This is a genomic window from Marinovum sp. PR37 (assembly GCF_028807375.1).
GTDB lineage: Bacteria > Pseudomonadota > Alphaproteobacteria > Rhodobacterales > Rhodobacteraceae > Marinovum > Marinovum algicola.
The window spans coordinates 88,547-103,333 of sequence record NZ_JARAML010000007.1; the positions used below are offsets into that span (position 1 = coordinate 88,547).

The following is a 14,787-nucleotide window of genomic DNA, read 5'->3' on the forward strand; positions in this document are numbered from 1 at the left end:
TGCAGGGATTCGTTTTTGGGGGTACCAATAAAGTGCTAGTAAATCGGGACCCTCTGGAGTGCGTCACTGCCTTCGGGGGGTTTCTTTTTGCGCTGCTGTCTGCCTCCTTACTGCTCGGTTTCGTTTCTGCCTATCTGTTGGCCATGGCCAACATTAATGAAATCAACGTGTTACGTGATTATGATTGGTCTTCACGTTGCTTCCATTCTCGGTAAAGCCTTTCCAGGTTGCCTTCGACAAACCCGATAAAGCCCTGTTCATCCGTTGCCGTCACCTCGACAACGATCCGTTTGCCCTTCGCCTTGAACGCCAGCGAGGTTCCATCCAGACGCTCCAGCGGGGCAGGGGAGCTGGCCGGTTTTTGCGGCGCGGCTTCGCGCTGCGCCCTGGCTTCGATGTCCTGCATGGCCTCGATCGCGGCGGCCAGCCTTTCCGCAGGCGTCCCCGATCCGGGGACCAGGGGCAGGACGGCGTCACATGAGCCGGCGCCAATGCTTTTGACCAGGCGCCTCAATTCCAGCCAGGGGCGCCGGCCGGCCTCGTGCGCGGCACCGATCTTGTAGATGATGGTGTCGGGCACGTCCCGCGCCACGCCGATCAGTTTGCTCAGCGTCCCCTTGTCGACAGCGAGCACCTCGCCGATGTCGCTGCGGCTAAAGCCCTGTTCTTCCAGCTTGGTGGCAAAGATCGCCTGTTCGATGAAGCTGCGTTCCAGCCGGGCCGAGTTTTCCAGGGCCTGCGAGACAAGCGCCTCGCGCTGGTCCATTTCCTTGATGTAGGCTTTGACCTTGATCCCAAGCGCGCGACAGGCGGCAATGCGCCGCCGCCCGTAGACCACCTCATAACGTGGTCCGGCCCCGCGGCGATAACGCAGCAGGGCAGGGAGTTGTTGGCCGGAGGTGCGGATCGACGCAATCAGATCCTCGAGCCCGTCAGCCACGTCGAACCGGTCGGCGATCTCGGAATCCGCAATTTCAGCAACATCCACCTCTTGCGCCGATTGCGCCGAGACCTGCGACAGGACATCCGACATGCTCTTGATCGAACGCGGGGCTGTCGTTTCCTGTTGCGGCGCGGGCGTGGCCGGAGCCGCTGGCTTCGACCCCATCTGGGCCAGGCTCTTGGCCAGAAGATCACGTTTCATGGATGCCTCCCCGACCCCAGGCCGATTGGATCATGTCCTCGATGTCGTTCGAGAAGCCGATGGCGGATTCAAGCGCGCGGTCATACGTCTTGCGGTTCTTCGACCCCACGAGATCGACCTCGAAGATCGTTTTCTGCGACAGCCCGGCTTCGCTCACCGCGGAGGATTTGACAAAGGGTGTCTTGACGACGCTTTCGCCCAGCAGTTCCCTGATCCATTCGGCCAGATCCTGCTGCGTGCTGATGGCGGTGTCGAACCGGGTCAACAGATAGGCGAAATTGTCATAGGCGCCGATGCCGCCATTGGTATAGAGCACTTCGAGGATGCCCGAGGCCATGGTCAGGAACTGGCTGGCCGAGGCCAGGTCGACGCGCTCGGGAATGACGGTCATCAAAAGCGATGTCGATGCGCAGGCGGCCGCCATGGTCAGATATCCGAGTTGCGGCGGACAGTCGATCAGCACGATATCGTAATTGTCCTCAACCTGGCGCAGGGAATCGCGGATGCGGTTGAAGAAAACCGGCTGTTCGCCACGGCTCAGGGCCGTCGGCGTCTCGGTTTCGAATTCCGAGAGCATGATCCCGCCGGGGACAAGATCGAGATTCGGAAAATAAGTGCCTTTCAAGACGTCGGTGATCGGTTGCCGCGAGGTGTCGCCGTCGTTGTAACGGATCGCATCGTACAGCGTGCCGCCGTGACGGAAATCGATCTCGGGCTGGTATCCGAAAAAGGTGGTGAGAGAGGCCTGCGGATCGGCATCCACCAGGCACACGCGGTATCCGCGCAGGGCAAGTCTCATCCCCAGGGTGACTGTTGTCGTCGTCTTGCTCGAGCCGCCCTTGAAGTTGACGGTCGACCAGATTTGCAGCTTGTCCCCCGGGCGCCGACCGGGAAGGAACTGATAGGGGTCCTTCGCGCTCTGAGCCAGAATGTTGCGGATTTCCAAGATGTTGTCGGCTGTATAGAGGCGCTTGTTGCCGGGGCCTTGCTCTACCTCGGGGATGCGTCCGTCAAAATGCGCCTTGCGGAGATATCCGTCACTCACGCGCAGCAATTCGCCCACCTCGGCGGTGGTGAAGCTGCGAAGCGTCTTCTCTTCCTTGGGAGCCAGGAAAAGCTTGGACATGTGTTCAAGGGCTTCGGAAAGCCTGTTAGCATCCGCCTTGAGCTTGTCATGCAACACAGGGTGCATCGTGGTCTGCCCGTCTTGTTCCGCCTGTTTCGCGTTACTCCCTCTTGCCTGTCGAGGTTGGATTCGAGGAACGCGGCCGGCAATTTTTCTTTTGTTTCGCGTTACAGGTATGCAGGGTAGCCTTCTGAAACTCAAGAAAAATGTTCGCGCATGCCTTGTATCTCGAAGGGTTTCATTCCCCGGATGCAATGAAAATTTTGGCGACGGACCAAATGGCGCAAGTGTAAGACATTGAATTTTATGCCTAAAGTTATGCACAGGTTGTCCACATCCGCGGCTTTGCGGCTCTCGGGGCCTCAGAATGCTACGTTCTGCCTTTGTCTGTTGTAACGCTCACTGCAAAATTTCGGCGGGCTCTGCGTCCTCTGAATAGGGCGCAACGATTCTCGCACGACGCCACATAACAGTCTGCACATCGAGGGACGAACCGGATATTGGCGTTACTGGATCGCCGCAGTCTGGGAAAAGCACAGTGTTGGCAGGCATCCGAAGAGATTATCGGACATTCTAAGCGATAGCCCAGAGGGGCGGTTTTGGGTGACTAGGGATACTATAAGCGCCGCGCGGTGTTCCCGGTTTCCGATGCCGGTCGGGATGGTGGTCTGACGGCCGCGCGGAAAAGGCTTGAATATCACACCGGGCCCGCGCGAGTCTCGCGCAAGCCCGGCGCGCATGCTTTCGGGCGGGCAACCCAAGGAACCTGGCCCGTGACACTCTATCTTCGCTCGCTGCGACCGGTGCAATTGCGTCTGATCTCGGCAATCGCCAGGCATGGCAAGCTGCGCCTGGCGGCGGATACCTGCAACATGACGACGCCGGCGGCCTCGCGCATGTTGGCCGAGATCGAAAGCCAACTTGGCACCGAATTGTTCACCCGTACGCCCAAGGGCATGTTGCCGACGCCCGCAGGCCGGGTGCTGGTCAATCATGCCCGCAAGCTGGTGCATGACATTGACCAGATGGCGCAGGACTTCGCGGCTCATCTTGGGGGCACCGGTGGCTCGGTGCGGGTCGGAGCAGTCACCGGGGGCGCCCTTGCGGCGGCGATCCCGGCGATCCTGGACCTGAAATCGGAGGCGCCGCTGGTGGATGTTGCGCTGGATGTATCCTCATCTTCACGCTTGATGTGGGGGCTGGAGCGCGGCGAATTCGATTTCACCCTGAGCCGCGTCGGGCCGCATGATTATTCCCGCGACTTCGAGATCCATCCGGCCGGCGATGAAGCGGTGCTGTTGATGGTGCGCCGCGGGCATCCCATGGCCGAGGCCGGCGAGGTGACGCTGGCCGAGTTGCGCGACCAGGCCTGGACGATGCAGGATCGCGGCGCGCCCATCCGACACGCCTTGGAAATCGCCTTTCACGAAGAGGGGACGGACCTGCCGGCAAACCTGATCAAGACCGCTTCGGTGGTGGCGATCATGGCCTTGCTGCGCGACTCCGACGTCATTGCCGTGGTCACTCATGAAGTGGCCGATCTTCTGCTGTCGCCGCCCTTTTGCGCCGACCTGGCCCTGCTTCGGACGGTGCGGCAGATCCGGATCGAGCCCTATCACATCCTCTGCCCGCGCGATCGATTGATGTCGCCGGCGGCCCAGCGTCTGCTGGCGCTGGTCCAGGCCCGTCTGGGCCGCTAGTGTGTTACCAATACTGTCAACGCGATAGTCCGAGATGTAAATTGTTGGGCAATCCGTCCTCGGCATAGGCTCCCCTCAACACAAGGTTTGCATCCGGAGGGGACATGAAGAGCCGCGCAACAATTCACCGGGATTTTGCCATCGCGCAGATCGACGATCGCCTCTATTCGGCTTTTATCGAGCACATGGGCCGGGCCATCTATACCGGCATCTATGAACCGGATCACCCGACCGCCAACGCCGACGGTTTCCGCCAGGACGTGCTCGAACTGGTGCGGGGGCTGAAGATCCCGGCAATCCGCTATCCGGGTGGCAATTTCGTTTCCGCCTACAAATGGGAAGACGGGATCGGCCCGCAAGCGGATCGCCCGGTGCGGCTCGATCTCGCCTGGCGCTCGAAAGAGACCAACCAGGTGGGCATCAACGAGTTTGCGAAATGGGCACGCGACGCCGAGATCGAGATGATGCTGGCGGTCAATCTCGGCACCCGCGGCATCGAGGAGGCGCGCAATTTCGTCGAATATTGCAACCATCCCTCGGGCACCTATTGGAGCGACCTGCGCCGCAGCCATGGGGTCGACCAACCCTATGGCGTGAACATGTGGTGCCTGGGCAACGAGATGGACGGCCCCTGGCAGATCGGCCACATGGAGGCCAAGGAATACGGCCGCCTGGCCGACGAGACATCCAAGGCGGTCAAGGCTTTCGGCAAGGGAATCGAGACCGTGGTCTGCGGCTCGTCGAACGACCAGATGCCGACCTATCCCGACTGGGAGCGGCAGGTGCTGGAGGAATGCTACGAGAACGTCGATTACATCTCGCTGCACAAGTATTTCGGCAACAACAGCCGCGACAGCCTGAACTACTTTGCCAAGATCGAGGAGACCGGGCGGTATATCCAGTCGATCGGCGGCGTCATCGATTACGTCAAGGCCAAGAAACGGGCCAAGAATGACATCTACATCTGCTTCGATGAATGGAATGTCTGGTATCACAACCGCGCGCAGGATTCGAAGAATTGGCAGTCCTGGGACTGGCCCGAGGCGCCCGCGCTGCTGGAAGAGGATTACAACCTCGAAGATGCGATCTTTGTCGGCGGTCTGCTCAACGAGTTCATCCGCCGCTCGGATCGGGTCAAGATCGCCTGTATCGCGCAGCTTGTGAATGTCATCGCGCCGATCCGCACAGAGACCGGTGGCCCGGCCTGGGCGACGACGATCTATTACCCCTATCAATTCGCCAGTCTCCATGGCCGGGGAACGACGCTGAACGTCGCGGTGGACGGCCCGCGATATGATGCCAGGGTGGCGCAGGACGTGAACTACCTGGATGTTGCGGCGGTTCTGGCGCCCGACGGCAGGTCGATCACCATCTTTGCCATAAACCGTAGCCCGGACGCGACCATGGACCTCGACCTTGCGCTGCACGGTTTCGATGGCCTCGGCCTGATCGATCACCAGGTGATGGGCGGCAACAGCGCCGATGCGCGGATTGCCAATACCGCGGCACAGCCCGACCGGATCACGCCACGCAAGGGCGAAAAGCTGGCGGTTGCAGATGGCAGGGTGACCGGCGAGCTGCCCGCGTTCTCTTATAGCGTGATCCGATTGTCGGTCGGCTGACGGCAGAATGCGTGAGGAACCGGAAAAGGGGGGAGCGGCAATGCAGGACACCGGAGTTCATCTGAGAGACGTCACGAAGAGCTTTGGCGCGGTGGATGTGATCCGGGGGGTCGACATGGACATTCCGCGCGGTCAGTTCGCGGTGTTCGTCGGCCCCTCGGGCTGCGGCAAATCTACCCTGCTGCGGATGATTGCCGGCCTCGAGGACACCAGCGACGGCCAGATCGCCATCGGCGCGCGCGATGTGACGCACGAAGACCCGGCAGATCGCGGCGTGGCCATGGTGTTCCAATCTTACGCCCTTTACCCGCATCTCTCGGTGTTCGAGAACATGGCGTTCAGCCTGCGCCTGGCAAAACGGCCCAGGGCGGAGGTCGACGAAAAGGTGCGCCGGGCGGCCGGCATCCTGAAACTGTCGGACCACCTGGACAAGAAGCCGGCGCAATTGTCCGGCGGTCAGCGACAGCGGGTGGCCATCGGCCGCGCCATCGTGCGGGCGCCGGATGTGTTCCTGTTCGACGAGCCGCTGTCGAACCTCGATGCCGAGCTGCGGGTGCAGATGCGCCTCGAATTGGCGCGGCTGCACAAGCAGCTCGGCGCGACGATGATCTATGTCACCCATGATCAGGTCGAGGCGATGACCCTGGCCGACACGATCTTTGTGCTGCAAGGCGGGCACGTACAACAACATGGCGCGCCGCTTGATCTATATGACGACCCGTCGAACCGCTTCGTGGCGGGTTTTATCGGATCGCCGTCGATGAACTTTTTCGAGGCAACGGTCGCCAGCCATACCAAGGACGGCATTACCGCCCAGCTGGCCGGCCAGCCCGACCAGAGCTTTGACATTCCGCTGCGCCATCGCCCGGAGCAAGGCAACGTCCTCGTGCTGGGCATGCGGCCCGAGCATCTGATGGTGACGGCAGCGGGCGGCATGCGTGTCACCGTGGACGTCGCCGAAGAGCTGGGCGGCGTGTCCTATCAGCATGGCACGCTGGAGGGCGGCGAAGCCGTGATTTTCCAGCAGACCGGCGCGCGCCACGGCATGCACGGCACGGTCCAGACCGTCACGCCCGAGCTGGCACGGATCTTTGTATTCGACAAGAGTGGTGACCGGGTTCGGTAGGGTCACGAGAACAGCAGGAGGAGACTGAAATGATTAGAAAAATTGGGAAACTGACCGCGGCAACCGCCTTGGCCTTGGGGCTTTCGGGCCCGGCTTGGGCGCAGGTCGAGGTCGAGTGGTGGGATTTCCTCGGCGGCGGCGACGGTGTGCGCATGAAGGCGCTGATCGGCCAGTTCAACGAGGAACACCCCGACATTCAGATCAACGGCACCACGCTGGAATGGGGGCTGCCGTTTTATACCAAGGTGCGCACCTCGGTGGCGGTCGGGCAGGGGCCCGACATCATGACCTATCACCTGTCGCGCCTGCCTCTGGCGCTCGAGGAGGGCGTGCTGTCGCCGATCACCGAGGCCGATCTCGAGACCGCCGGGATCTCGACCGGCGATTTCTTCCCGGCCTCCATCGCCGCCGCCTCGAGCGAGGACGGCGCGCTGATGGCCGTGCCTTTCGACATCCATGCCATCGTCACCTATTACAACCGCACCGCGCTGGAAGGCACCGAATGGCTGGACGCTGACGGCAACCTGACCGGGCTGAACTCGATCGACGACATGACCGCGCTGCTGACCTGGGCCAAGGACAACGGCTTTTCCGATCCGCTGAGCTTTCAGACCGAGGGCGGCGGCGGCACTTGGCGCGTCTTCTATACCCTGCTGCGCCAGCAGAACGGCGAGATGCTGACCGATGGCGAAGTGCTGGCCGGTGACAATCTCGACAAGGCGGCCAATGCGATCAAGATCATGGCCGATTGGCGCGCTGCCGGGCTGATCCCGGAGCAGGCCGCCTACGAGGCGTCCGTGGCGCTGTTTTCAGGCGGAAAATCGGTGCTGCACATCAACGGCGTCTGGGAAGTGCCGACCTTCAAGGACCAGACCGAGGCCGACACTCTGGGCTTTGACTGGTTCGCCAACGAGGTGCCGCAGCTGATGGACCAGCCCGCGACCTGGGCGGACAGCCACGCCTTTGCCATCCCCAATGATCCCGATATGGACGCCGAAACCCGCGACGCGGTTCTGACCGTGATCGGCTGGATGGAAAAGCACTCCCTGGACTGGGCGGGCGCCGGCCACATCCCGGCGTACAAGCCGACGGTGGACAGCGACGCATATGGCGCGTTGCAACCGAACGCGACCTATGCCTCTCTGGCCGGCAACGCGGCCTTTGATCCGCGCTCCAAGATCGCGGGCGTCGCCTCGCCGATCTATGACGCGGTGGACAACCTGATCGCCCCTGCGGTGCATGGGTTCCTCAGCGCCGATGATGCCGCGGCCGAGATGAAAGCCCAGCTCCAAGCACTGTTGAACTGAAGACGATGGCCGGGGATGTGACATACATGTTCCCGGCGTCACATGCCGAAGGCAGGGAGGCCGTCATGTCGAAAGCAAACCGTCGCCGTCGCGAATTGCGGGCCGCAGGCCTGTTGATCGCGCCCTTCCTGCTGGTCTTCACGGTTTTCTTTCTCTACCCGACCTACAAGGTCATCGCGCTCAGCTTTACCGATGCGCCACTGATCGGCGAGGGCACCTGGATCGGGCTGGCGAACTACGTCAAGCTGTTCAACGACCGGCTGTTCTACACCTCGCTCTGGAACAACTTCTACTTCGTGCTGCTGACCGTCGTGCCGACCACGGTGATCGCGCTTCTGATCGCGCTGGCGGTGAGCAAGCTGAAGGGCCGGATGCAGGCGCTGGTGCTGACGCTGTTTTTCCTGCCCTATGTGCTGCCGGTCTCGGTCGTCACCATGATCTGGACCTGGATGCTGGATTTCCAGTTCGGCATCCTGCAACCGCTGATCGCGGCGGTGACGGGCAAACCGGTGCCGGTGTTCAAGAACCCCTATTGGGTGATGCCGATGATCGCCGTCGTCACCATCTGGTGGACCAATGGCTTCAACGTGCTGTTGCTCATCGCCGGGCTGCGCAACATTCCCCAGGATCTCTACGAGGCCGCGGCCCTGGATGGGGCCACGTCATGGCAGCGCTTCTGGCGGATCACCTGGCCGCTGCTCTGGCCGATCACCGCGCTGGTGCTGACGCTGCAACTGATCCTGCAACTCAAGCTTTTCGATCAGGTCTACCTGCTGTCGAACGGCGGCCCCTTCAACCAGTCGTATGTGGTGCTGATGCAGATGTACCGCGAGGCCTTTCAGCTCAACAACGGCGGCTATGCCTCGGCCATCGCCATGGTGCTCTTCGGGATCATCGTCATCGTCTCGGTCCTGCAATTCCAGCTGCTGCGTATCGGAGCCCGCAAATGACCGCCAAACGCGCCCGCAACCTCGCCTTTTCCGCCATCGTGCTGATCGCCGCCGCGATCTGGATCTTTCCGCTCTACTGGGCGCTGACCACCTCGCTGCGCAGCGAGAACCGGATCATCTCGGACGCCGGCGTGCTGATCGACGAGCTGAATTTCTCGGCCTATATCGATGTGCTGTCGACCTCGAAGCTGCCGCTGTGGTATCTCAATTCGGTGGGCACCTCGGTGATCATCACCGTCATCGTCCTGCTGACCGGCATGATGTGCGCCTATGCGCTGTCGCAGCTCAGGTTCCCGGGGCGTCAGACGCTCTATCTTCTGGTGGTGGCGAGCTTCATGGTGCCGGTGCCGGCGCTTTACGTGGCGCAGTTCGTGCTGATGAACGATCTCGACATGGTCAATACCTGGTGGGGGATCATCTTGCCGCAATTGATCGTGCCGGTGGTGGTGATCGTCTACAAGCAGTTTTTCGACGCCATTCCGCGCGAAATGCGCGAGGCGGTGCTGCTGGACGGCGGCGGCGAATTCGTGCTGCTGTTCAAGCTGTACCTGCCGCTGAACTGGGGGATCACCGCGGCGCTGGCGATCATCACCTTCATCTCGGCCTGGAACAATTTTTTCTGGCCGTTCCTGGTGGTCACCAGCGAGGACATGATGACCATCCCGGTCGGCATTACCCAAGTCACCGATGCCTTTGGCGTGGCCTATGCCCGGATGATGGCGCTGGCGCTTCTGGCCGCCGCGCCGGTGATCATCGGCTACCTGATCTTCCAGCGGCGCGTCACCGAAGCGGTGATGATCTCGGCCGGGGTGAAAGGCTAGGGGGTTTCGCGGCGGCAATGCCCCCGCGCTCAGAGCCGCCGCAGCACCTCATCCAGCAGGCGCTGCGCGACCGGCGACAAGGCGCGGTGGCGGACATGCAGCACCAGATAGTTCGACACCACGATGTTTTCGTCGGTTTCGACAATCGCCAATCCGGGGGCGATGCGGGCCAGGAGCTGCCCGACCTCCCGGGTCTGAGGCGAGACCGCCCGGGAATCCGAGACGATGTTCAGGGCGATGAGCAAGGACGAGCTGTTTGTCACCTGCGCCGGCGTCGGCAGACGATTTTCCAGAAACGCGGTTTCCAGTGCGGTACGGATCGGAGACCCCGGTTCCTGAATGACAAACTCGTAGGGCAGGGTCTCTGACAGCGCCACCCGTCGGCCTGCAAGCGGATGATCGGCGCTTGCCACCAGGCAGACGGTTTCGGTGCGGCCGGGATAGGCCTGAAAGGCCCGCAGGTCGCTGTCTGATCCGACCCGCGCCAAAACGAAATCGAACCGGCCTTCCTCGAGCCCGCGGATCAATGTCACCGAGGGCGCCACCTCGATGGTGGGCTGGATGTCCGGCATCTCGGCGCGCACGGCCATCAGCGCGGGCACCAGGGCGCCCACCGCCGGCCCGGTGACCGCGCCGACGCGCACCGCGCCGGCGGTGCCGCCCTGAAGCTGCGCGATCTCGGTGGTCAGCGTGTCCACCTCGGCGAGGATGACCCGGGCGTGGCGCACGAAGGCCGCGCCGATCGGCGTCGGCGCCATCCCGCGCGGCAGACGTTCGAACAGCGGCCCGCCGGCATCGGTTTCGATCTCGGACAACATGCGCGAGGCGGCGGGTTGCGACATGCCCACCGCATCCGCCGCAAGCTGCAACTTGCCATGATCGCGGATGGCGCAGATCAGCTTGAGATGGGACGGTTTCATCCGTTGGGTCAGGGCGGAGGTCATGCGACCTAGGCATATCATATATGTTATGTCGGTCGTCAATGTTCGAATTAGTATGATATGTTTTGCCCGGTTACTTTGGCCCCCAAGGCGCTTCCGATGCAACGAGCGGCGCCTCAGAGGAGGACAAAATGACATTCAAATCCATTCTCGCCAGCACTGCGCTGGCGACCATTCTTGCCACCAGTGCCTATGCCGACGGTTTTGTCGGGATTGCCATGCCCACAAAATCATCCGCCCGCTGGATCTCGGACGGCGAGTCGATGGTGCAGCAGTTCGAAGCCGCGGGTTACGAGACCATCCTGCAATACGCCGAGGATGACATTCCCAACCAGCTGGCGCAGATCGAGAACATGATCACCAACGGCGTCGATGCGCTGGTGATCGCGGCGATTGACGGCACTACCCTGTCGAACGCGCTGGAGAACGCGAGTTTCGCCGGCATCGAGGTGATTGCCTATGACCGTCTGATCCGCGACAGCGGCAATGTCAGCTATTACGCCACCTTCGACAACTTCAAGGTCGGCGTGCAGCAGGCCGAGACGCTCGTCGCCGGGCTCGAGGAACGCTATCCCGATGTCGCGCCTTGGAATGTCGAGCTGTTCGGCGGCTCGCCCGACGACAACAACGCCTATTTCTTCTACGATGGCGCGATGTCGGTGCTGCAACCGCTGATCGACAGCGGCAAGGTCAACGTCGTCTCGGGCCAGATGGGCATGGACACGGTGGGCACCCTGCGTTGGGACGGCGCGGTGGCGCAGGCGCGGATGGATAATCTGCTTTCGGCGCATTACACCGACAAGCAGGTGCATGGCGTTCTGTCGCCTTACGATGGGCTGTCCATCGGCATCCTGTCTTCGCTCAAAGGTGTGGGCTACGGCACCGGCGACACGCCGATGCCGATCGTCACCGGTCAGGACGCCGAGGTGCCTTCGGTCAAGTCGATCCTGGCGGGCGAACAGTATTCTACGATCTTCAAGGATACCCGCGAACTCGCCCGCGTCACCGTTGGCATGGTCGAGGCCTTGCTGGAAGGCGGCGAGCCCGAGATCAACGACACCGAGACCTATGACAACGGCGTCAAGGTCGTGCCGTCCTATCTGCTCGAGCCGCTGAAGGTCACCGAGGAGAACTGGCAGGAACGCCTGATCGACACCGGCTATTACACCCTCGATCAGATCAAGTAAGCGCTCCGGCGCATTTCTCTCCCTGTCGTTGATCTGACGGGCCGGTCTGCATCGTCGGGCCGGTCCGCCTGAAATTCCCCGAACCCGTGAGGCACCCGCCATGCAGGACATGCTGCTGGACATGCGCTCCATCACCAAGACCTTTCCGGGCGTCAAGGCGCTCGACAATGTCTCGTTGCAGGTCAAGGCCGGCGAGATTCACGCCATCTGCGGCGAGAACGGCGCCGGCAAGTCGACGCTGATGAAAGTGCTCTCCGGCGTCTACCCGGCGGGCAGCTACGACGGCGAAATCCATTATGACGGCGCCCTGACCGAGATGCGCGACATCGCCGACAGCGAGGCGCGCGGCATCATCATCATCCATCAGGAGCTGGCGCTGGTGCCGCTGCTGTCGATTGCCGAGAACCTGTTTCTCGGCAATGAAAACGCCCGCGGCGGCGTCATCGACTGGCGCGACACCAACCGCCGGACCGAGGCGCTGTTGCGCAAGGTGGGCCTGCGCGATGCCCCGACGACGCAGGTCGAAAAGCTGGGCGTCGGCAAGCAGCAACTGGTCGAGATCGCCAAGGCGCTGGCCAAGGACGTGCGGTTGCTGATCCTCGACGAGCCGACCTCGGCCCTGTCGGAGAGCGACAGCCAGAAGCTGCTCGACCTGATGCTCGAGCTCAAGGCGCAGGGCATGACGCAGATCATCATCAGCCACAAGCTGAACGAGGTGCGCCGCGTGGCCGACAGCGTCACGGTGATCCGCGACGGCCAGTCGGTCAGCAGTTTCGACACCAGCGACGGCATCACCGAAGACCGCATCGTGCGCGACATGGTGGGCCGGTCGATGGAAAACCGCTATCCCGAGCGGACCCCGGAGATCGGCGAACGCATCATGCGCGTTGCCGACTGGTCGGTCTATCACCCCGAGCATGACGACCGGCAGGTGATCAAGGACGTCGGCTTTGACGTCCGCGCCGGCGAGGTGGTCGGCATCGCCGGCCTGATGGGGGCCGGCCGGACCGAGCTTGCCATGTCGATCTTCGGCCGGAGCTGGGGGCAGAACATCTCGGGCACGGTCGAGATGCACGGCCAGCCGGCGGATGTCTCGGACGTCAGCCGAGCCATTGCCGCCGGGCTGGCCTATGTGCCGGAGGATCGCAAGAGCCTCGGGCTGATCCTCGACGACAGCATCACCCGCAACATCACCATCTCCAACCTGCCGGACGTGGCGCGCGGGCCGGTGCTGAACGAACATGCCGAAAAGCGCGTGGCCGAAAAATATCGCGGTGATCTGGGGATCCGCACGCCGGGCGTGTTCCAGAAGGTGGTGAACCTCTCGGGCGGCAACCAGCAAAAGGTGGTGCTGTCAAAATGGCTCTTTGCCGGCCCCGAAGTGCTGATCCTGGACGAGCCGACCCGCGGCATCGACGTCGGGGCGAAATACGAAATTTACGGTCTGATCAACGATCTCGCCGCCGCCGGCAAGGGCGTGGTGATGATCTCGTCGGAGATGCCGGAACTGCTGGGCATGTGCGACCGGATCTACGTGATGAACGAAGGCGCCTTCGTGGGCGAAATGCCCGCAAGCGACGCCAGTCAGGAGCGCATCATGTCGCTCATCGTGAACAACTAGGGGGCTTGCCATGTCGATGGCCGAAGACACCAACCAAAAGGCCGGCGGCTCGGGCCGACTTGCCGAATACCTCACCGCGCATCTGCGCGAATACGGGCTGCTGTTTGCTCTGATCGCGATCATGGCGTTTTTTCAGGTGGTCACCTCGGGCACGCTGCTGCGCCCGATCAACCTGACCAACCTGCTGTTGCAGAACAGCTATATCGTCATCATGGCGCTGGGGATGCTGATCGTCATCGTCGCCGGGCACATCGACCTGTCGGTCGGATCGGTGATGGGGTTTGTCGGGGCGCTGGCGGCGGTGATGGTGGTCAACTGGGAGGTGCCCATCGCCGTGACCATGGCGACATGCGTCGTGGTCGGGGCGCTGATCGGAGGCGCGCAGGGCTATTGGGTGGCCTATTGGAAAATTCCCAGCTTCATCGTGACGCTTGCCGGGATGCTGGTGTTCCGCGGCTTGTCGCTGTGGCTTCTGGAAGGCCAGTCGGTCGGCCCCTTCCCGCGCGAATTTCAGGTGATCGCCACCGGTTTCGTGCCGGATGTCCTGCCCGGCGGCGAGGCGCTGAAAGGCGTCCTCGGCACCCGCAACTTCAATGTGCTTGCCTGCGCCATCGGCATCATCGCCGCAAGCTGGGTGGTCTGGTCCGGGCTGCGCAAGCGCGCCCACAACAAGGCCTACGGCATCGAGGACGAACCGCGCGCCTTCTTTGTGGTGCGCACCGCGATCATCGCGCTGGCGCTGGTCTTCATCCTCTACAAGCTGGCGACCTTCCGGGGCCTGCCCAATGTGCTGCTGACCATGGGCGTTCTGACCGTTGTCTATGCCTTCATCACCGAACGCACGGTGCTGGGCCGCCGCATCTATGCGCTTGGCGGCAACGAGAAGGCGGCCAAGCTCTCGGGCATCAAGACCGAACGGCTGACCTTCCTGGCCTTCGTCAACATGGGCATCCTAGCGGCCATCGCGGGACTGGTCTTTGCCGCCCGCCTGAACACCGCGACCCCCAAGGCCGGGTTCGCGCTGGAACTCGACGTGATCGCGGCGGTCTTTATCGGCGGGGCGTCGATGTCGGGCGGCGTTGGCCGGATCGTCGGCGCCGTGGTGGGCGCCTTCCTGATGGGGGTTCTCAACAACGGCATGTCGATCATGGGCATCGGCATCGATTACCAGCAGATGATCAAGGGGCTGGTGCTGCTCGCGGCCGTGATCTTCGACGTCTACAACAAGAAGAAGGGCTGAGG

12 protein-coding genes are annotated in these 14,787 nt (G+C 62.4%); 9 read left to right on the forward strand and 3 right to left on the reverse strand.

What is annotated here, in order from left to right:
- Positions 1–178: 178 nt before the first annotated feature.
- Both repB and repA read right to left on the reverse strand, forming a co-directional pair.
- Positions 179–1,144, reverse strand: coding sequence for a plasmid partitioning protein RepB (gene repB / locus PVW49_RS08270; protein WP_274590318.1), 966 nt, complete (start codon positions 1,142–1,144; stop codon positions 179–181).
- On the reverse strand, positions 1,134–2,471 hold the full coding sequence (gene repA / locus PVW49_RS08275; protein ID WP_244526503.1) for a plasmid partitioning protein RepA: 1,338 nt from the start codon (positions 2,469–2,471) through the stop codon (positions 1,134–1,136). Before repA ends, repB begins: the two co-directional genes overlap by 11 nt.
- Before the next feature lie 572 nt (positions 2,472–3,043).
- Here repA and PVW49_RS08280 point away from each other — a divergent pair.
- The 6 genes from PVW49_RS08280 (at position 3,044) to PVW49_RS08305 (ending at position 9,796) form a co-directional block, all read left to right on the forward strand.
- Positions 3,044–3,970, forward strand: coding sequence for a LysR family transcriptional regulator (locus PVW49_RS08280; protein WP_074837063.1), 927 nt, complete (start codon positions 3,044–3,046; stop codon positions 3,968–3,970).
- Positions 3,971–4,074: 104 nt separating this feature from the next.
- On the forward strand, positions 4,075–5,592 hold the full coding sequence (gene arfA, locus PVW49_RS08285; RefSeq protein WP_274590319.1) for an arabinosylfuranosidase ArfA: 1,518 nt from the start codon (positions 4,075–4,077) through the stop codon (positions 5,590–5,592).
- Between the two features lie 40 nt (positions 5,593–5,632).
- Entirely contained in the window at positions 5,633–6,718 is a 1,086-nt protein-coding gene (locus PVW49_RS08290; RefSeq protein WP_274590320.1) for an ABC transporter ATP-binding protein, read from the forward strand.
- A 29-nt stretch (positions 6,719–6,747) separates the two neighbouring features.
- Positions 6,748–8,025 (forward strand): extracellular solute-binding protein, encoded by a 1,278-nt coding sequence (locus PVW49_RS08295; RefSeq protein WP_082154671.1) that lies wholly within the window; start codon positions 6,748–6,750, stop codon positions 8,023–8,025.
- A 65-nt stretch (positions 8,026–8,090) separates the two neighbouring features.
- Positions 8,091–8,975, forward strand: coding sequence for a carbohydrate ABC transporter permease (locus PVW49_RS08300; RefSeq protein WP_074837168.1), 885 nt, complete (start codon positions 8,091–8,093; stop codon positions 8,973–8,975).
- Positions 8,972–9,796: a carbohydrate ABC transporter permease gene (locus PVW49_RS08305; protein ID WP_074837066.1), complete on the forward strand. Its 825-nt coding sequence runs from the start codon at positions 8,972–8,974 to the stop codon at positions 9,794–9,796. The genes PVW49_RS08300 and PVW49_RS08305 overlap by 4 nt, the downstream gene beginning before the upstream one ends.
- Positions 9,797–9,825: 29 nt before the next feature.
- Here PVW49_RS08305 and PVW49_RS08310 read toward each other — a convergent pair whose 3' ends face one another.
- Positions 9,826–10,716, reverse strand: a complete 891-nt coding sequence (locus tag PVW49_RS08310; protein WP_274590321.1) for a LysR family transcriptional regulator — start codon at positions 10,714–10,716, stop codon at positions 9,826–9,828.
- A 152-nt stretch (positions 10,717–10,868) separates the two neighbouring features.
- Here PVW49_RS08310 and chvE point away from each other — a divergent pair, with 152 nt between their 5' ends.
- From chvE to mmsB, 3 genes are all read left to right on the forward strand, one after another.
- The gene (gene chvE / locus PVW49_RS08315) at positions 10,869–11,924 is read left to right on the forward strand and encodes a multiple monosaccharide ABC transporter substrate-binding protein (RefSeq protein WP_274590322.1); all 1,056 of its coding nucleotides are present in this window, start codon (positions 10,869–10,871) and stop codon (positions 11,922–11,924) included.
- Positions 11,925–12,024: 100 nt separating this feature from the next.
- A complete protein-coding gene (gene mmsA, locus PVW49_RS08320) occupies positions 12,025–13,545 on the forward strand; it encodes a multiple monosaccharide ABC transporter ATP-binding protein (RefSeq protein WP_274590323.1) in 1,521 nt (506 codons plus the stop codon).
- Between the two features lie 10 nt (positions 13,546–13,555).
- Positions 13,556–14,785, forward strand: a complete 1,230-nt coding sequence (gene mmsB, locus PVW49_RS08325) for a multiple monosaccharide ABC transporter permease (protein ID WP_074837070.1) — start codon at positions 13,556–13,558, stop codon at positions 14,783–14,785.
- The last annotated feature ends 2 nt before the right edge of the window (positions 14,786–14,787 follow it).

Excerpts from the sequence above, each read along its gene's own strand:
- repB (WP_274590318.1), bottom strand. The coding sequence starts at position 1,144 with ATGAAACGTGATCTTCTGGCCAAGAGCCTGGCCCAGATGGGGTCGAAG.
- arfA (WP_274590319.1), top strand. The coding sequence starts at position 4,075 with ATGAAGAGCCGCGCAACAATTCACCGGGATTTTGCCATCGCGCAGATC.
- PVW49_RS08290 (WP_274590320.1), top strand. The coding sequence starts at position 5,633 with ATGCAGGACACCGGAGTTCATCTGAGAGACGTCACGAAGAGCTTTGGC.
- PVW49_RS08295 (WP_082154671.1), top strand. The coding sequence starts at position 6,748 with ATGATTAGAAAAATTGGGAAACTGACCGCGGCAACCGCCTTGGCCTTG.
- PVW49_RS08300 (WP_074837168.1), top strand. The coding sequence starts at position 8,091 with ATGTCGAAAGCAAACCGTCGCCGTCGCGAATTGCGGGCCGCAGGCCTG.
- PVW49_RS08305 (WP_074837066.1), top strand. The coding sequence starts at position 8,972 with ATGACCGCCAAACGCGCCCGCAACCTCGCCTTTTCCGCCATCGTGCTG.
- PVW49_RS08310 (WP_274590321.1), bottom strand. The coding sequence starts at position 10,716 with ATGAAACCGTCCCATCTCAAGCTGATCTGCGCCATCCGCGATCATGGC.
- chvE (WP_274590322.1), top strand. The coding sequence starts at position 10,869 with ATGACATTCAAATCCATTCTCGCCAGCACTGCGCTGGCGACCATTCTT.
- mmsA (WP_274590323.1), top strand. The coding sequence starts at position 12,025 with ATGCAGGACATGCTGCTGGACATGCGCTCCATCACCAAGACCTTTCCG.
- mmsB (WP_074837070.1), top strand. The coding sequence starts at position 13,556 with ATGTCGATGGCCGAAGACACCAACCAAAAGGCCGGCGGCTCGGGCCGA.